Annotated in this window: 18 protein-coding genes; 8 read left to right on the top strand and 10 right to left on the bottom strand. The window is 68.1% G+C overall.

Annotation, left to right across the window (positions count from 1 at the left end; genetic code table 11):
* Positions 1–245 precede the first annotated feature (245 nt).
* The gene (locus tag AB0L60_RS22975; protein ID WP_364617224.1) at positions 246–1,856 is read left to right on the top strand and encodes a FadD3 family acyl-CoA ligase; all 1,611 of its coding nucleotides are present in this window, start codon (positions 246–248) and stop codon (positions 1,854–1,856) included.
* Between the two features lie 22 nt (positions 1,857–1,878).
* Here the strand turns inward: AB0L60_RS22975 and AB0L60_RS22970 are convergent, their stop codons facing one another.
* From AB0L60_RS22970 to AB0L60_RS22940, 7 genes are all read right to left on the bottom strand, one after another.
* On the bottom strand, positions 1,879–2,481 hold the full coding sequence (locus AB0L60_RS22970; protein ID WP_364617222.1) for a Dabb family protein: 603 nt from the start codon (positions 2,479–2,481) through the stop codon (positions 1,879–1,881).
* Complete coding sequence (locus AB0L60_RS22965; protein WP_364617220.1) at positions 2,478–2,804, bottom strand: hypothetical protein; 327 nt, start codon at positions 2,802–2,804, stop codon at positions 2,478–2,480. The genes AB0L60_RS22970 and AB0L60_RS22965 overlap by 4 nt, the downstream gene beginning before the upstream one ends.
* On the bottom strand, positions 2,801–3,703 hold the full coding sequence (locus AB0L60_RS22960) for an LLM class F420-dependent oxidoreductase (RefSeq protein WP_364617218.1): 903 nt from the start codon (positions 3,701–3,703) through the stop codon (positions 2,801–2,803). The genes AB0L60_RS22965 and AB0L60_RS22960 overlap by 4 nt, the downstream gene beginning before the upstream one ends.
* 381 nt (positions 3,704–4,084) lie before the next feature.
* Positions 4,085–4,900 carry an SDR family NAD(P)-dependent oxidoreductase gene (locus tag AB0L60_RS22955; RefSeq protein ID WP_364617216.1) on the bottom strand — a complete coding sequence of 272 codons (816 nt, stop codon included), beginning with the start codon at positions 4,898–4,900 and terminating at the stop codon, positions 4,085–4,087.
* Between the two features lie 29 nt (positions 4,901–4,929).
* Positions 4,930–5,661: a glucose 1-dehydrogenase gene (locus tag AB0L60_RS22950; protein WP_364617214.1), complete on the bottom strand. Its 732-nt coding sequence runs from the start codon at positions 5,659–5,661 to the stop codon at positions 4,930–4,932.
* A gap of 1 nt (position 5,662) precedes the next feature.
* Positions 5,663–7,342 carry a 3-oxosteroid 1-dehydrogenase gene (gene kstD / locus AB0L60_RS22945; protein WP_364617212.1) on the bottom strand — a complete coding sequence of 560 codons (1,680 nt, stop codon included), beginning with the start codon at positions 7,340–7,342 and terminating at the stop codon, positions 5,663–5,665.
* A 12-nt stretch (positions 7,343–7,354) separates the two neighbouring features.
* Entirely contained in the window at positions 7,355–8,119 is a 765-nt protein-coding gene (locus AB0L60_RS22940; protein WP_364617210.1) for a glucose 1-dehydrogenase, read from the bottom strand.
* A 167-nt stretch (positions 8,120–8,286) separates the two neighbouring features.
* Between AB0L60_RS22940 and AB0L60_RS22935 the strand changes: the two genes are divergently transcribed.
* The 4 genes from AB0L60_RS22935 to AB0L60_RS22920 all read left to right on the top strand — a co-directional run bounded on the left by AB0L60_RS22935 (position 8,287) and on the right by AB0L60_RS22920 (position 11,712).
* Positions 8,287–9,414: an LLM class flavin-dependent oxidoreductase gene (locus AB0L60_RS22935; protein ID WP_364617208.1), complete on the top strand. Its 1,128-nt coding sequence runs from the start codon at positions 8,287–8,289 to the stop codon at positions 9,412–9,414.
* 36 nt (positions 9,415–9,450) lie between these two features.
* The gene (locus tag AB0L60_RS22930) at positions 9,451–10,206 is read left to right on the top strand and encodes a glucose 1-dehydrogenase (protein ID WP_354834881.1); all 756 of its coding nucleotides are present in this window, start codon (positions 9,451–9,453) and stop codon (positions 10,204–10,206) included.
* A 26-nt stretch (positions 10,207–10,232) separates the two neighbouring features.
* The gene (locus AB0L60_RS22925) at positions 10,233–11,186 is read left to right on the top strand and encodes an alpha/beta hydrolase (RefSeq protein WP_364617205.1); all 954 of its coding nucleotides are present in this window, start codon (positions 10,233–10,235) and stop codon (positions 11,184–11,186) included.
* Between the two features lie 73 nt (positions 11,187–11,259).
* On the top strand, positions 11,260–11,712 hold the full coding sequence (locus AB0L60_RS22920; protein ID WP_364617203.1) for a DUF4189 domain-containing protein: 453 nt from the start codon (positions 11,260–11,262) through the stop codon (positions 11,710–11,712).
* A 16-nt stretch (positions 11,713–11,728) separates the two neighbouring features.
* Here AB0L60_RS22920 and AB0L60_RS22915 read toward each other — a convergent pair whose 3' ends face one another.
* The 3 genes from AB0L60_RS22915 to AB0L60_RS22905 form a co-directional block, all read right to left on the bottom strand.
* Positions 11,729–12,097, bottom strand: coding sequence for a DUF5313 family protein (locus tag AB0L60_RS22915; protein WP_354834872.1), 369 nt, complete (start codon positions 12,095–12,097; stop codon positions 11,729–11,731).
* Positions 12,094–12,579, bottom strand: a complete 486-nt coding sequence (locus tag AB0L60_RS22910) for a MarR family transcriptional regulator (protein ID WP_364617424.1) — start codon at positions 12,577–12,579, stop codon at positions 12,094–12,096. The genes AB0L60_RS22915 and AB0L60_RS22910 overlap by 4 nt, the downstream gene beginning before the upstream one ends.
* A gap of 99 nt (positions 12,580–12,678) precedes the next feature.
* Positions 12,679–13,104, bottom strand: coding sequence for a nuclear transport factor 2 family protein (locus AB0L60_RS22905; protein ID WP_364617201.1), 426 nt, complete (start codon positions 13,102–13,104; stop codon positions 12,679–12,681).
* A gap of 84 nt (positions 13,105–13,188) precedes the next feature.
* Between AB0L60_RS22905 and AB0L60_RS22900 the strand changes: the two genes are divergently transcribed.
* From AB0L60_RS22900 to AB0L60_RS22890, 3 genes are all read left to right on the top strand, one after another.
* A complete protein-coding gene (locus AB0L60_RS22900; RefSeq protein ID WP_364617199.1) occupies positions 13,189–13,746 on the top strand; it encodes a TetR/AcrR family transcriptional regulator in 558 nt (185 codons plus the stop codon).
* A 241-nt stretch (positions 13,747–13,987) separates the two neighbouring features.
* The gene (locus tag AB0L60_RS22895; protein ID WP_364617197.1) at positions 13,988–15,211 is read left to right on the top strand and encodes a glutamate ABC transporter substrate-binding protein; all 1,224 of its coding nucleotides are present in this window, start codon (positions 13,988–13,990) and stop codon (positions 15,209–15,211) included.
* Positions 15,212–15,286: 75 nt separating this feature from the next.
* A complete protein-coding gene (locus tag AB0L60_RS22890; protein ID WP_364617195.1) occupies positions 15,287–16,510 on the top strand; it encodes an RtcB family protein in 1,224 nt (407 codons plus the stop codon).
* Positions 16,511–16,514 lie beyond the last annotated feature (4 nt).

The raw sequence follows: 16,514 nt of genomic DNA, 5'->3' as shown, positions 1-16,514 counted from the left end.
GAAAAGACCGACACTCACACCCGTCTCCGTTGCCCAACGCGACAACTGATCTCGCGCGGACCGTGGTAACTCCCCGGGGACCCCCAAAATCGGTGGCGCTCCTGACCGCCGGCACGCGTGCGAAACCGGCAACGGCTCCCAAACCGTGCGCTGAAGTCTCGGAGAGGCGGAACAGCACGCCCGGTCAGCGGGATGGCACTTCGAAAATGGGCTACGCGGACTGCGGGTTGGGGCAGGATGGGCGGATGGATCGGCGGCACTCGGGCGGCAGCTCCGCGGCCGGGCCGGTGACGACCATTCCGGCGCTGGTGGCGGACCGGGCGCGGCGCTATCCGGAGGCGGTGGCCATTGCCGGGCCGGCGGGGCGGCTGACGTTCGCCGAACTCGCCGAGGATGTCGCCGCGGTGACCCGGGCGGCCATGGCGTCGGGGCTCGAACCCGGTGACCGGGTGGGCATGTGGGCCCCCAACAGCGTGCGCTGGATCGTGACCGCGCTCGGAATGCTCGGTGCGGGAGCGACTCTGGTGCCGATCAGCACCCGGCTGCGTGGCGCGGAAACCGCGGAGGTGCTGGCCCGCAGCCACGTCAAGGCGGTGTGCACGGTCCAGGAGTTCCTGGGCGCGGACTATCCGGCCATGCTGGCCGAATCCGGCCGTCCCCTACCGGATCTGGAACATGTCATTCTGCTCGATGACGCCCGCGGCGAGAACGCGGGCGGCTGGGACATCAGCTCCTGGGCGGGATTTCTGGCTCCCGGCACCGTGATCGAGCCGCAGTCCGCGGTCGAGCGCAGCGCCCAGGTGGATCCGGAGTCGGTGTCCGACATCCTGTTCACCTCCGGCACCACCGGCGCACCCAAGGGCGTGCTCGCCACGCACCGGCAGACACTGGAGGTGCTCGCGCAGTGGGCCGATGCGGTGACGCTGCGCCCGCGCGACCGGTATCTGCTGGTGAACCCGTTCTCGCACACCTTCGGGTACAAGGCGGGCATCCTGGCCTGCCTGCTGCGCACCGCGACCATGGTTCCGACGGAGCGCTTCGACGCCGCCCGGGCGCTGCAGCTCATCGAGACCGAGCGGATCACCGTGCTCGCCGGGCCGCCAACGCTTTTCGCCGACCTGCTGGCCGCCGATCACGATCACTACCTGCTGGGCTCGTTGCGCCTGGCCGGGACCGGCGGCGCGACCATCCCCACCGAACTGGTGCGGCGCATTCGCGAGGATCTGCGCGTCCCCTACGTCTTCACCGCCTACGGCCTCACCGAATCCATCGGCGTCGTCTCCATCTGCCCGCCCGACGCTCCGACCGAACTGGTCGCGGGCACGGTCGGAAAGACTTTGCCCGGCAGTGAGATCCGCATCCTCGACCGCGACGGCACACCCTTGGCGCCGGGCGAACCCGGCGAGATCACCGTCAAGGGCCCGAATGTCATGCTCGGCTACCTCGACGACCCCGAGGCCACCGCCGCCGCCATCGACGCGGACGGCTACCTGCGCACCGGCGATATCGGCACCCTCGACCACGACGGCTACCTGCGCATCACCGACCGGCTCAAGGACATGTTCATCGTCGGCGGCTTCAATGCCTACCCGGCCGAGATCGAGCGAGTCCTGCTGCAGCACCCGGATATTCGCGATGTCGCGGTGATCGGCATCCCCGACGAGCGGCTCGGCGAGGTCGGCCGCGCAGTCGTGGTGCCCGCCGACGGGGCCGCGACCGATCCGGCCGCCCTCATCGAGTGGTCGCGCTCGCGCCTGGCCGGCTACAAGGTGCCGCGGGAGATCGTCTTCGTCGACGACCTCCCGCGCAATGCCGGCGGCAAGGTGCTCAAACAGCGGCTGCGCGACCCCAGCTGATCAGTTCGGCAGCACCGCTCGCTCAGTTCCCCAGCACCGGGCCGTCGGCCCAGCGGTACAGGTGCGCGATCGCCGGTTCCACGATGGAATCAGGGATCTCGCCGTCGAACCAGCGATCCACGTGCGTCCAGTGGTAGGGATGCAGCAGGTAGTCGCCATTGAGCCCGTCCGGGTCGGCGAACTCCTGCTCCCACACATGGGTCCAGCGGCCGTGGCCCGGCACCCGGCTCAGCGACCAGGACCGGATGGCCGAGATGTGCGCGGGCATGGCCATCAGGTCGGATTCGAAGCGCGCCACTGTATCCGGAGCCGTGCCGGACCGCACCGTGAGCAGCAGGGTGCGCTTGACGCGGCGGGCGGAATCCAGCCGCACCACGCGGGCGTTCACCGGGGCCAGTGGCACCACATCGGCGGTGGCGGGCAGGACCGGCAGGACGGTCGCGGGCGCCGAGTCGGCGGCCAGATCCCAGACCGCGCCGAGTCCGCCCGTGCTGCCGGGCAGATCGATACCGGCCGAACAGTGCGTGACCCCGGGTGTCGCGGTCGCCGCCGCGGCGTGCGCGGCGAGCTGCCCGTCCGCGTCGTCTCCGGCGGGCGGGGCGGTGAGAATCACCCAGCGGCTCATGACATTTCCTCCCGTACCGCCAGGACGTGCCGCTCCCGCGTCAGCGCGACGGCGTCGGTGTCCGACCAGAAGGCCGAGACGGCAGGATCGGCGGCGGCCGCGCCTCGCATGCCGTAGAAGTCGTAGATGCCGGGCAGGTCCCAGATGATATGCACGGCAACCGAATCCGTGCCGGTGTGCTGGTGCAGCACCTGGGGCGAACGCAGTCCGCGGGCGGTGGCTCCCGGCAGATAGTCGCTGCGCCAGCGGGTCAGCCAGTCCTCCGCACGGTCGGCGGGCAGGACGATGCGGTCGACAACGCGGACAGCCGTCGCGGGGTTCACAGCTTCGCCTCCACCTCGTTGCGATACCGATCCACATAGGCCGCAAGGTTTTCCACGCCGTTGAGCAGGGACTCCGGGCCGAACATGGGCGGGGTGAGCACGACGCGGCTCGCGCCCGCCGTGACATAGGGGCGCACGTAGCCGGGGTCGAACTCACGCGTGAAATCGAAGGAGCCCGGCCAGATGGTCATCTCGACCGCGTCCTCGGCACGTCCCGCCTCCCGCGACAACTCACGAATCCGGTCCGCGCCGCGCGCGAAATCCTCCGACGAGATGGTGTACGGGAACCAGCCGTCCCCGACCCGGGCCGCGCGCCGCACCGCCGGAGCGCTGTTGCCGCCCAGCACGATCGGGATCGACCGTTCGGGCTGCGGCAGGCAGAACTGCTTCTCGAACGACACGTGCTTGCCCTGATAGGTGGCCGGGGACTCCGTCCACAGCGCCCGCATGGCCCCGATGCAGTCGTCCAGGCGCCCGCCGCGATCCTCGAACGGCACCCCGATCGCCGCGTATTCCTCTTTCTGCCAGCCGATTCCGAGCCCGAGCAGCAACCGCCCGCCCGACTGCCGATCGATGGTGGCGGCCCGCTTGGCCAGCACCACCGGGCTGTGCAGCGGCGCCACCACCATGGCGGTGCCCAGCTTCAGGGTGCTCGACGCCGCCGCCACGAACGCCAGCGTCTCCAGCGGATCCGTCATCGGCACCCCGAGATTCCCGCCCGGCATCCGTCCGTCGGGCGAATACGGGTACAGCGGCTCGTAATCCTGTGCCACCACAACGTGTTCCACGGTCCAGATCGAATCCAGCCCGCATTCCTCCGCCGCCGCCGCGAACTCCCGCAGAAATCCGCCCGAGGTCACCAGACCCTCGAGATATGGCATGAGCATGCCGATGCGCATCGGCCGCCTCCGTCCTTCCGGGTACGACCCGCCACTGGGCCACCCCCCGATCGTGGCGTGTTAGCGGGGTCACAAATCGCCCCGGTCCCGGTCACCGAGACCAGCGAAATCCCATGTCACAGTGGTAATTTCACGCAACGACACCTGGCCCCACACCGTACGGTGCAGGGCTGACGCGGGCGCGGCTGAACAAGGCGAGCCGATACAGCGGCGGGCCGTCGCGGCGATGGCGACCTGTTCACCGTTATCGCTGAAGGTCGGCCGTAGACCGCCGCCGAGCCGGGCCGATCTGCAGCTGTCGGCGCCAATGCAGCTGGAGGCACCCCTCGGTCCGTGCCCCGGTGCGGAACGCACCGGGGCACGGGAGCCGCGAGAGCTACCTCAGATTTCCTTGCGCATCTGGGCGGTGAGGGGCTTCATGTAGCCCGAGCCGAGCAGGCGGCGCATGATGTTCATGGCCTTGGCGTCCTTGCCGATCAGGATGAGCGGCTTGTTCTTCCGGATGCCGTTGACGATGGTCCTGGCACAGTCCTCGGGGCTGGTCTGGGCAAGGCGGTCGAAGTTGGCGGCCAGGTCGTCGCGGTCGCGGGTGGCGGCGGCGCGGGCCTTCCAGGCGATCTCGGTCTTGATCATGCCGGGGTGGATGCTGGAGACGCCCACGTTGTAGCCGGCGATGATCATCTCCTGGCGCAGTGCGTCGCTGATGGCGTGCATGGCGTACTTGGAGGAGCTGTAGCCGCCCTGGCTGGGGCAGGCCACCAGGCCGAACATGCTGGAGACATTGGCGATGTGCCCGTCACCGGAGGCGATCACGTGCGGCAGGAACGCCTTCACGCCGTGCAGGGTGCCCCAGTAGTTGATGCCGAAGATCCACTCCAGGTCTTCCCAGGAGACTTCCTCGATATTGGCGGTCAGCGAGACGCCCGCATTGTTGACGACGACATTGACCTTGCCGAAATCCGCGACCACCTCGTCGGCGTGCGCGTAGACGGCCGCCCGGTCGGTCACGTCCAGCTGGTAGGCGCGGGCCTTGGCGCCCTCCTTCTCGCACAGCGCCACGGTCTCCGCGACATTGTCGAGATTGCGCCCGGACAGCGCCAGCTGCGCGCCGTTCCGGGCCAGCTCCAGGGCCAGCGCCCGGCCGATGCCCGCTCCCGCACCGGTGATTACGGCGACTTTGCCGTGGAAGTCCTTCATGGGTGTTTCCTTGTCTCGCAGCGGAGTTGTTACTGGGTGGTGAAGCCGCCGTCGGCGATGAATTCCGCGCCGGTGCTGTAGGAGGAGTCGTCGGAGATGAGGAACAGCACCATGTTGGCGAGCTCCTCGGGGGTGGCCGGGCGGGCGATGGGCTGATTGGCCGCGATGTTCGCCGACCGCTCGGAGGCCGCGACCATCTCCGTCGCCACGATGCCCGGGTGCACGGAGTTGACGCGGACATTGTCGGCCGCGAATTCCTGTGCGGCCGTTTTGGTCATGCCGCGCACGGCCCACTTGGAGGCCACGTAACCCAGGATGTTGGAGTAACCAATGAGCCCGCCGGTCGAGGAGATGTTCACGATGGAACCCACCCCGGCCCGGCGCATGGACCCGATCACGGCCTTCATACCCAGGAACACGCCGACCTGGTTGACGTCGATCACCTTGCGGTAGTCGGCCTCCGAGAGCTTCTCGATCGGGTCGACGTGCACGATGCCCGCATTGTTGACCAGGCCCGAGACCGGGCCGAACGCGGCCTCGGTCTGCGCGACCACGTCGTTCCAGGCCGCCTCGTCGGTCACGTCGAGCGGGAGGAAGCGTGCGGCGTCACCGATTTCGGCCGCGACGGCCTCGCCTGCCTCGGTGAGCACGTCGGTGATCACCACCCGCGCGCCCTCGGCCGCGAGCTTGCGGGCGAAGGCCGCGCCCATGCCGCGCGCACCGCCGGTGACGACGACGACCTTCGAATCAACCCGTCCCATGTCAGTTCTCCTGTGCCGCTTCGGATTCCGCGTCGGCCAGGTGGTTGGCCGCGATGTAGCCGAACACCATGGCGGGTCCGATGGTGGCGCCCGCGCCGGCGTAGTCGTTACCCATGACGGCGGCGGAGTTGTTGCCCGCCGCGTACAGGCCGTGGATGACCTCGCCCTGGTCGTTCAGCACGCGGGCGTGCTCGTCGGTGACCAGGCCGCCCTTGGTGCCCAGGTCGCCCGGCACCATCTCGACCGCGTAGAACGGGCCGCGCTCGAGCGGGGCCAGGGTCGGGTTGGGCTTGACGGTCGGGTCGCCATAGTAGCGGTCGTAGGCCGAGTCGCCGCGCAGGAAGTCCTCGTCGCGGCCCTTGCGGGCGAAAACGTTGAAGCGCTCGACGGTGGCCGCCAGCTTGTTCGCCGGAATGCCCAGCTTGTCCGCCAGCTCGGCCAGGGTGGCGGCCTGCTTGATGATTCCCGCGTCGAAGTACTTCTGGGGCAGCGGCCGCTTGGGGAAGTTGCCCAGGAACAGGTACCGGTCGCGGAAGTTCTGGTCGAAGATGAAGTGCGCCGGAATGCTGCCCGGCACCCTCTTCTCCTCCTCGTACATGGTGTGCACGACGTTCACGTACGGCGCGGACTCGTTGACGAAGCGCTCACCCTTGGCATTGACCACGATCGCGCCCGGCTGCGAGCGCTCGGCCAGCATGAAGAACGGCGGGCCATCGGGGTTCCGCACGGACGGACCCCACCAGGCGTCGTCCATGAGATCTACTGCGGCGCCGGCCTTCTGGCCCGCCACGATGCCCTCGCCGACATTCTCGGTCGCGCCGACGGTCCAGCCGGTGTTCTGCGGCCCGTCGATGTACTGCTTGCGCATCTCCAGGTTGTGCTCGAAGCCGCCCGCGGCCAGCACCACGCCGCGGCGCGCCTTGATGGTGACCGGACGGCCCTCGTGCTCGGCGCGAATGCCGACCACGGCGTCGCCCTCGACGATCAGGTCGGTGAGCGGCGTGTTCAGCCACACCGGCACGCCCGCGTCGCGCAGCGACAGCCACAGCCGGGCGGCGAGGGCCTTGCCCAGACTGAGCGGCTTGGCGCCCTTGATCAGGTTGAGCGCGGTCTGCGCGCCGACCTTCATGGCGGTCTTCTTGCCGGTCCAGGTGCGCGCGATCATGTTCAGGTCGTGGAAGTCCTTGACCGTGATGGCGATGCCCTTGGGCGCGGACATGGTCGGCTGGTTGATCTTGTGCAGATCCCCGCCGAGCAGGCGGCCGTCGATCGGCTTGGGCTCGATGCTGCGACCCTGTGCCAGACCGCCCGGGAACTCCGGATGGTAGTCGGAGTAGCCGCGGTCGTAGGCGAAGTCCCAGTGCTTGGAGCGAGCGCCGATGTAGCGGAACATCTCCGGGCCCTGCTCCAGGAACGCGCGCTGCTTGGCCTCCGGAACCCGATCGCCGACAACGGCTTTCAGGTAGGTGCGGGCCAGCTCGGGGCTGTCCGGCACGCCCGCGGCCTGCAGCACCGGGTTGTTGGGCACCCAGATGCCGCCGCCGGAGCGCGCGGTGGACCCGCCGAACAGGCGGCTCTTCTCGATGAGGGTCACCGACAGGCCCCGGTAGGCGGCGGTCAGCGCGGCGGTCATACCCGCCGCGCCGGAACCCACCACAACGACGTCGAATTCGAATTCCATGAATCTCGTTCCTTAGTAGCCGCAGCTGGTCAGCATGCCGCCGTCGACGACGAATTCGCCTCCGGTGCAATAGCTCGAGGCATCCGAGGCCAGGAACAACGCCACCTCGGAGACCTCGACCGGCTGACCCCAGCGCGGAATGGGCAATTCGGAGAAGAAGGTGTTGCCGTCCACCCCGGACGCGCCCGCGACGGACGCGGTCATGGGGGTGGCGATGCCGCCGGGATGAATCGAGTTCACCCGGATACCCGAGTGCCCCAGTTCCCGGGCGGCGGACTTGGTGAGCCCGCGCAGCGCGAATTTGCTCGCGCTGTAGGCGGAGAGACCGGCCGCACCGACGAAGCCCTCGACCGAGGAGACGTTCACGATGGATCCGCCGCCGGCGGCGGTGAGCGCGGGCGCGGCCGTCTTGATGCCGAGGAAAGCGCCGGTGACGTTGATGTTCATGATGGTGTTGAACTCGTCCAGGCTCATCTCGACGATGCGCTTGAACCGCAGGATGCCGGCATTGTTGATCAGCACATCCAGCTTGCCGAACGTGGTGGTGGCCGCGGAAACCGCTGCCTGCCAGTCGCTTTCGCTGGTGATGTCGTGGTGCACGTAGTGGACGGCGGCGCCCAGCTCGGCGGCCAGCGCCTTGCCCTCGTCGTCCAGCACATCACCGAACACGACCTTGGCACCCTCGGCCACGAAGCGGCGCACGTGCTCCGCTCCCATGCCCCGGGCGCCACCGGTCACCAGCGCCACCTTGCCGTCCAGCTGTCCCACCGATTCCATCCCTTCCTCTGCTCGTCAACCGACGCTAAGTCCCGATGCGGAACCCCGGCACGATGTGGTCCCGGCCACTGAGACAGACCCATGACCTGAGGCTATGGGTGCAGTTGTATTCCGGTTAGGCATAAGCGCCCGGACGGGTGAGGCAGCGTCGCGGCAAGGAGCCCCGGATGAAGTTCTCGATGATCTTCGAAGCGCAGATGACCGACCCCACCGCCGCGCACGAGGCCCAGGTGCTGCGCGACTGCGTCGAGCAGGCCGTGCTCGCGGATCAGGTCGGCTTCGACGCGGTGTGGGCCGTCGAGCATCACGGGCTCAAGTGGTACGCGCACATGAGCGCGCCGGAGATCTTCCTGACCTGGGTGGCCGCCAAGACCACGCGGGTGCGCATCGGGCACGGCGTGGTGTGCATGCCGTTCGGCTTCAATCACCCGGTACGCGCCGCTGAACGCGCGGCCATGCTCGACGTGCTCTCCGGCGGACGTCTGAACCTGGGCGCCGGCCGCGGGGCGACCGCCGTCGAAACCTCCATGTGCGGAGTCGATCCCGACCGCACCTATCGGGAGGTCGAGGAATCGCTGCGCATGATCGCGGCCGCCTGGCAGGACCCAGAGAGCGAATTCGAGTACCACGGCGAGCTTTTGGACATCGACCCCCATCACCTGCTGCCACGCCCGGTGCAGCGCCCGCATCCGCCGTTGTTCATGGCCTGCACCAAGAAGGACACCCTGAAGCTGGCCGCCGAGTACGGAATCGGCGCGCTGGTCCTGGGTTTCGCGGGCATCGAGGAGATCGCCGAACTGCGCGGCATCTACGACGAGGCCATCGCGGCCCGCACCGGCGAACGCTTCGTCTCCACCGTGGTCAACGATCATTTCGCGGCGCTGTGCCCGACCATCGTCCTCGACGATCGGGAAAAGGCGCAGCAGATCGGGGCGCGCGGCCAGCGCTTCTTCGCCCAGTCCATCAAGTACTACTACGGCGCGGGCCCGGTCCCCGACGAGGCAGTGGACCCGACTGTCGACGAGATCGCCAAGATGAAGCAGGTCGCCGACGAACACGTCGCCTACCTGCACGAGGCCAAGATCCCGGTGAAGACCGGATCCACCGCCATCTTCAATACCGAGCACGCCTACGGCACCGCCGACGACGCCATCGCCTACGTCGAGCGGCTGCAGGCGGCCGGGGCCGACGAGATCCTGTGCCTGATCCAGATGGGCACCGTGCCCCAGGACGTATGCCTGGAAACCATCCGCCAGTGGGGCGAAAAGGTCATCCCCCACTTCCGTAACCAGTAGACGACCGACAAGTAGATGACACAGAAAGAAGTCGAAATGGCTGATCTGACAGGCAAAGTCGCCCTGATCACCGGCGCCGCCCGCGGCCAGGGTGCGGCCGAGGCGCGACTGTTCGTGGAACGCGGCGCCAAGGTGGTCATCACCGACGTGCTCGAGACCGAGGGCAAGGAACTCGCCGAATCCCTCGGTGACGCCGCACGTTTCGTGCGCCACGACGTCACCGACGCCGAGAGCTGGGACGCCGCCGTCAAGGTCGCCGTCGACACCTTCGGCAAGCTGGACGTGCTGGTGAACAATGCGGCCATCTACATCATGAAGCCGCTCACCGAGACCACCGCCGAAGAGCTGGAACGCATCCTGAAGGTCAACCTGATCGGCGCCTTCCACGGCATCAAGGCCGTGCTGCCCGCCATGACCGCGGCCGGCGGCGGCTCCATCGTGAACATCTCCTCACAGGCCGGGCTCGAGGGCCTGATGAACCACAGCGCCTACGGCTCCTCCAAGTGGGGCCTGCGCGGCCTGTCCAAGATCGCCGCCCTGGAGCTGGGCCCGGCCCAGATCCGGGTCAACTCCGTGCATCCCGGCCCGATCGCCACCCCGATGGTGCCCTACCTGACCACCGGCCCCGGCAGCTTCCCGACCCTGCCGCTGGAGCGCACCGGGCTGCCCGAGGAGGTCGCCGAACTGGTCGCCTTCCTCGCCTCCGACGCCTCCGCCTACGTCACCGGCGCCGAGGTGACCGTCGACGGCGGTCTCGCCGCGGGCAAGTTCATCCCGCGGAACATGCAGTAAGACAGCGCGATTCAGGAAGGCCCGCAATGACCCTGTCCCCCGAATGGCAGACCTTCGTCGACGCCGCCACCGCGGCGTTCCCGGCGCTGGGCACCGAGGTGCTCGACGCCGCCGAAGCGCGGGCCTTCCTGGCCGCCCGCCCCGCCGCCGCCGTCGAACCGATTCCCGTTGCGGGAGTAGAGGAATGGCTGGTGCCGGGGCCCGAGAACGCGCCGGAGGTGCCGGTGCGCCTGTACCGGCCGCTGGACGCCGAACCCGTTCCGGCCGTGGTGGTCTTCTACCACGGCGGCGGATTCGTGCTGTGCAGCCTCGACTCCCACGATCGGTTCTGCCGCACCATGGCCAACGAGGCCGGGGTCATCGTGGTCTCGGTCGACTACCGCCGCGCCCCGGAGGCCCGCTTCCCGGCCGCGGCCGACGACGCCTACGCCGTCCTGTGCTGGGTTGCCGACCATGCCGAATCCCTGGGCGGGGATCCCGATCGCATCGCGGTGGCCGGGGACAGCGCGGGCGGCAATCTCGCCACCGTCGCCGCCCTCACCGCGCGCGACAACGGCGGTCCCGACATCGCCTTCCAGCTGCTCATGTACCCGCTGCTGGACCCGAACTGCGACCGCCCCTCCCACACCGAGAACGCCGAGGGCTACTTCACCACCGCGGCCCACATTCGGTGGTACTGGGAGCAGTACCTGTTCTCGGATACCGATAAGTCCGACCCCTGCGCCAATCCCACCATCGCGGACCTGACCGGACTCCCGCCCGCCCACATCGCCACCGCAGAATTCGATCCGCTGCGCGACGAGGGCGAGGCCTACGGGCAGCGGCTGCGCGAGGCGGGCGTCGAGACCGAGATCCACCGCTGGGACGGCACCGTGCACGGGTTCATGTCGATGGCCTTCCATCTACGAGAAACCCAGCGCGCCAATGCGACCGCCTTCAGCGCGCTGCGCCGGGCGCTGGCCCGCACACCCGTCGTCTGAAATTCCCCGTGGGTTGACGGGCGGACCGGTTAGCATCACCTGCGTTCACACATCTGAAACGTCAGGAATTCTCTTGCCGGTCGCACGCCCCATCCCCTCGGCGACGAATCATGCCCGATTCGCCACGGGGGCAGCCGCTCTCACCGCGGCCATCACCCTCACCGCGGCCCTGGCGGGATCCGCCGGGGCCGCACCCCAGTCCTACGGCACGCTGGCCCTGTCCCGGCTGAAGAACGTCGCGGTCGCCGACACCGGCGCCACCAAGGTGACCGCCGACGCCGCGGCGATCCGCGACTGCGCCAACTACGACTGCGAGATCGTGCTCCGCTTCACCGGCGGCTGCGGCGCGGTCGCCCAGGGCGCGGACGGCACCTGGGGCTGGGCCCAGGGCGCGAGCCTCGACGAGGCCGAACAGAACGCCGTGAACGGACTCGGCCAGAGCGCTCCCCCGTTCCCCGACCTGGGCAGCGCGCAGCCCCGCGCCGCCCACGTCGTTGCGAGCACCTGCACCGAAAGCGGGCAGTAGCACCGGTTTTCGAGGCTCAGTGCGGGTACTGGGCCTCGTAGGCCGCGCGTTCGGCGGCCCGGCGGGCCGCCCGCGCCGGATTCTCCAGGTCTTCGGGGAATCCGTGCTTCACCAGGCGGTGCGCCCGGTTCATCGGCATGTAGGCCACGATGTAGAACAGCGCCAGCAGCAGGCCCAGCAGGATCACCGCCAGCTTCAGCCACAGCTCACCCGGCAGCAGGAATGCCAGCGCGAACACCGGGACCAGCGGCACCAGCTGCCGCACGAGGTGACGCGGCACCGCCCAGGGGCCGGTGAGGTCGTTGCGCACCCACTCGTGCAGATCCTCGGGCAGCACGCGCCCGCACGAGTAGCCGAGCCACTGAACAGGGTTGGGGCGCTTCATTTCCGGTTTCCCTTCGTCGATCCGGCCTGCTCGCCATCCGCCAAGACCGACTGCCGCGCCGCGGCGTTGACCCGGTTCAGCACCTCGCGCAGCTCCTCGAGATCCGCCAGGCTCACCCCCAGCCGCGCCACCACCGCCGGCGGAATCCGCTCCGCCTCCCTGCGCAATTCGCGCCCGGCCTCGGTCAGATCCACGACCAGATTGCGCTCGTCGTGACTGTCGCGCCGGCGAGTGATGAGCCCGGCCGTCTCCAGCCGCTTCAGCAGCGGCGAGAGCGTCGGCGAATCGAGTTGGATGACCTCGCCGATGTCCTTGACCGACATCGGCGCCTCACCCCACAGCGCCAGCATCACCAGATACTGCGGGTGCGTCAGGCCCATGGGCTCGAGCAGCGGCCGGTACACCGCCAGCACCGCCCGATTGGCCACCGCCAGCGCGAAGCACACCTGGCGGTCCAGCCGCAGCGGGTCCTCGACCTCCAACTCCACCGCTCAACCCTCCTCGATCATCTTGGTTAGGGCAATAATAGTTAATGCACTAACTGTTCGTCGACGATCGGGTGGGTAATAGGCATCACATGCTCAACCCTGCAGCGCCTGCCGCATGGTCAGGATCCGACCGGTATCCATGTAGTCACGGAAGAGCGTGACCAGGCCGTTCTGCACGCGAATCACATTGACGGAGCTGCGAATCCAGGCGCGCGGCTGCCCCGGGCGGGTGATGTCGATATCGACCTCGGTGATGAGCAGTTCCGGATCGCCGGTCTCGTGCACGACCGGACGGATGCCGTGCAGCTCCAGACTCGGCATTCCCGACCAGCGGGAGGCCAGGTACTCGCGGATCGCCTCCCGCCCCTCGATGCGGGTGGGCTCACCGGGAATCAGGAACGGGATCTCGAATACGGCATCCGGATCGAAGAGCGCGACGAACCGGTCGGCATCGCGCGAGGGCAGGCTCTGAAACAGCTTTTCGACAAGGTCACGAGGGGTTTCGACGGAAGTGGACACGACTGCCTCCAAAAACGGAACGTTGGACCCGGTTAGTATTCGGGGCGTGCGCCCCGTTTGTCAACGGGTGGGTAGGCTGTCGGAGTGACGGATCGACCCCTGCGCGCCGATGCGCGCCGCAATCGCGAGCGGGTACTGGCCGCCGCCCAGGAAGCCTTTGCCGCCGAAGGCCTTTCGGTGCCGCTGGACGAGATCGCCCGGCGGGCCGGCGTCGGGGCGGGCACGGTGTACCGCCACTTCCCCACCAAGGAAGCGCTTTTCGAGGCCGCCATCCTGGATCAGGTCGAGAAGATCACCGCACATGCCCGCGACCTGACCAACGCCGACGATCCGGGGACGGCGTTCTTCGAATTCCTGGAGAAGCTGGTCCTGCAGGGGGGCGTCAAACGTGACCTCGCGGACGCGTTGCGCGCCAACGGCGGTGAATACCCGCGCATGGTCTCGCGCGACCTCGAAGCAGCACTGGGGACCCTGCTCTCGCGCGCCCAGCAGGCGGGCGCGGTGCGGCCCGACATCAGCGTCGGCGACCTGCTCACCATCATCAAGGGCATCTTCCTCGCCGCACACGACACGGGCGCGACCCCGGGACTGCGCGAGCGCACCTTCGCCGTGATCGCCGACGGATTACGCACTTCGCGCTGACCGGAACAAACGGAGATCTGCCCGTCCGGCCGTCCGCAAACCCGGGGCAATAGACGCTGAAATATTGCGGAATTGACTGAGGCGCGGGCGAATCGCGCGTCCAGTTCGGCGATGTCCGCACGTTTTCTCGAGTCGGATGCTTTGATGCACCATGTGCTGACCGGTTGCCTCTCCGGCACCTCGGCCCGGGGCTGTTCTTCGACGTTCATCCGCACGAGTTGACGACAGGAGATCGGATTCGATGAAGCGTGCGATCCGCGCCGTCGCGGTTATGACCGGACTGGCACTCGCAGCCTGCGGTAACACCCCGAAACCCGACGACGCGCCACTGTCGGCGCCACCGCGGACGCTGACCATCGGCATCAAATTCGATCAACCCGGGCTGTCGGTCGAAGGACCCGACGGCAAACCCTACGGCTTCGACGCCGACACCGCCGTCTACATCGCCGACAAGCTCGGCGTCACCCCCGACCACATCACCTGGCGCGAGGCCCGCACCGATCAGCGCGAGGACCTGTTGAACTCGGGCGCAGTCGATTTCATCGTCGCCTCCTACTCCATCACCGCCGCCCGCCAGCAACTGGTCTCCTTCGCCGGGCCCTACCTGCTGGCCGGGCAGGACCTGCTGGTGCGGCAGAGCGAACGCGCCATCGACCAGCCCGAGGACCTGAACGGACGCACGGTCTGCACCGCCGAGGGCTCGACCTCCGCGGACAAGATCCGGCGCAGCTTCGCCCAGAACGTGAAGCTCGCCACCCGCGACACCTACGCGGAGTGCGTCGCCGACCTGATCGCGGGCACCATCGACGCCGTCACCACCGACGACGTCATTCTGGCCGGATACGCCCACGAACACCCGGGCGTGCTGCGCGTGGTCGGGCACCGCTTCACCCGCGAGCGCTACGGGGTCGGCGTGCGCAAGGGCGATCTCGAATTGCAGAGCCGCATCACCACGATCATCCGCATGATGATCGACGACGGCAGCTGGCGGCGCGCCATGGACGCCGATCTCACCGCGAGTGGATACCAGCCGCAGCCCGCGCCGGTGGTGTTCAACGCGCCGGATAAAACGGTCACTCCCGGCGATCCGACCACCCTCGATCCGGAATTGGTGAATGCCGCCACGGCCGTCGCGGCCACCTCCAATGCTCGCGACTGGGAGGGCTTTCGTTCCCTGGTCTGCCCCGAAACCGCCGACACCATCGACCAGATCGTCTTCCAATACACCCCGCAATTCGACAAATCACTCGGTGCGGAAGTGAAGAACGCCGGCTACACGAACACTGTCACCGGAGTCACCCAAAACGACCCGAACTCCGCCACCTTCGCATTCCACGAAACCTTCACAAACGTCCCCGAGAAATACCGCAGCTACTTCAAGGACATCGATTACACCGGCACCATGGTCCGGCGCAACGGCGCCTGGAAGCTGTGCGGCCTCGCCGCGGATTTCGTCGAACCCTGACCGCCGGATAAATACGGTGCACCGGGACGGGCGGTGAACCTACCGTGGACGGCAGTCGAGAGGAAGGAAAGTCCCATGTTTCCCGTCGAGCTGCGCGGTACTCGGGCGCAGACGCTCATGTGGGCCCACGAGCACGAGGTCGAGCCGGCCGCGCTGCAGCAGCTGCGGAACATCGCGCAACTGAAGTGGGTATACGGGGTACGGGTGATGCCGGACGTGCACCTGGGCAAGGGTGCGACGGTCGGCTCGGTCATCGCCATGAAGGACGCGGTCGCGCCCGCGGCGGTCGGGGTGGACATCGGTTGTGGAATGGAGGCCGTGCTCACCTCGCTGACCGCGGCCGATCTGCCCGACAACCTGCACTCGCTGCGATCACGAATCGAGGCGGTGCTGCCGGTGGGATTCGCGGCCCACCACGACCCGGTGAACGTGAACCGGTTGAACGCAGAGGTTTTCGGTCAGCGCGCGGCGGGCACCACCCTGCGCGCGGGGTGGGAGCGCTTCTGGAAGGCGTTCGATTCACTGGATCCGGCCGTGCAGGCACGCGAGTCCAAGGCACACAAGCAGATGGGAACGCTGGGCGGCGGCAACCACTTCCAGGAGCTGTGCATCGACACCGAGCAGCGCGTGTGGATCCTGCTGCATTCCGGAAGCCGCAATATCGGCAAGGAACTCGCCGAGCGGCACATGACCGTGGCCCGCAGACTGCCGCACAATGCGGATCTGCCGGATCGCGACCTGGCGGTATTCCTTTCCGGGACACCGGAAATGGATGCCTACCGCCATGACCTGACCTGGGCGCAGGAGTACGCGGCGCGCAACCGCGCCGTCATGCTCGCCCTGGTCTGCAAGGCGGTGCGCGACGAATTCCAGGGTCTGGACGTGCGATTCGACGATCCCATCTCCTGCCACCACAACTATGTGGCGGAGGAGGTCATCGACGGGATGCCCATGCTCGTCACCCGCAAGGGCGCGGTGCGCGCGGGCGCGGGCGACCTGGCGCTGATTCCGGGATCGATGGGCACGCGCTCATATGTGGTGCGAGGCAAGGGGAATCCGGCCTCGTTCCAGTCGGCGGCGCACGGCGCGGGCCGGCGGATGAGCCGCAATGCGGCCAAGCGCCAGTTCACCGTGGCCGACCTGGTCGCGCAGACCGAGGGCGTGGAGTCCCGCAAGGACGCCGGAGTGATCGACGAGATCCCCGCGGCCTACAAGGACATCGACCAGGTCATCGCGGCCCAGTCCGACCTGGTCGACATTGTCGCCACGCTGCGGCAGGTGCTGTGCGTGAAGGGTTGATCGG

This window comes from Nocardia sp. NPDC051981 (assembly GCF_040680715.1).
Lineage (GTDB): Bacteria > Actinomycetota > Actinomycetes > Mycobacteriales > Mycobacteriaceae > Nocardia.
The sequence above is the reverse complement of the archived record's forward strand: the minus strand, read 5'-3'. Positions and strand labels throughout refer to the sequence as shown.

Bases quoted from the DNA above. Each gene is read 5' to 3' on its own strand.
- kstD (WP_364617212.1), bottom strand. From the start codon at position 7,342: ATGGAATTCGAATTCGACGTCGTTGTGGTGGGTTCCGGCGCGGCGGGT.
- AB0L60_RS22915 (WP_354834872.1), bottom strand. From the start codon at position 12,097: ATGAAGCGCCCCAACCCTGTTCAGTGGCTCGGCTACTCGTGCGGGCGC.
- AB0L60_RS22950 (WP_364617214.1), bottom strand. From the start codon at position 5,661: ATGGGACGGGTTGATTCGAAGGTCGTCGTCGTCACCGGCGGTGCGCGC.
- AB0L60_RS22960 (WP_364617218.1), bottom strand. From the start codon at position 3,703: ATGCGCATCGGCATGCTCATGCCATATCTCGAGGGTCTGGTGACCTCG.
- AB0L60_RS22940 (WP_364617210.1), bottom strand. From the start codon at position 8,119: ATGGAATCGGTGGGACAGCTGGACGGCAAGGTGGCGCTGGTGACCGGT.
- AB0L60_RS22925 (WP_364617205.1), top strand. From the start codon at position 10,233: ATGACCCTGTCCCCCGAATGGCAGACCTTCGTCGACGCCGCCACCGCG.
- AB0L60_RS22890 (WP_364617195.1), top strand. From the start codon at position 15,287: ATGTTTCCCGTCGAGCTGCGCGGTACTCGGGCGCAGACGCTCATGTGG.
- AB0L60_RS22970 (WP_364617222.1), bottom strand. From the start codon at position 2,481: ATGAGCCGCTGGGTGATTCTCACCGCCCCGCCCGCCGGAGACGACGCG.
- AB0L60_RS22930 (WP_354834881.1), top strand. From the start codon at position 9,451: ATGGCTGATCTGACAGGCAAAGTCGCCCTGATCACCGGCGCCGCCCGC.
- AB0L60_RS22955 (WP_364617216.1), bottom strand. From the start codon at position 4,900: ATGAAGGACTTCCACGGCAAAGTCGCCGTAATCACCGGTGCGGGAGCG.
- AB0L60_RS22975 (WP_364617224.1), top strand. From the start codon at position 246: ATGGATCGGCGGCACTCGGGCGGCAGCTCCGCGGCCGGGCCGGTGACG.
- AB0L60_RS22895 (WP_364617197.1), top strand. From the start codon at position 13,988: ATGAAGCGTGCGATCCGCGCCGTCGCGGTTATGACCGGACTGGCACTC.
- AB0L60_RS22935 (WP_364617208.1), top strand. From the start codon at position 8,287: ATGAAGTTCTCGATGATCTTCGAAGCGCAGATGACCGACCCCACCGCC.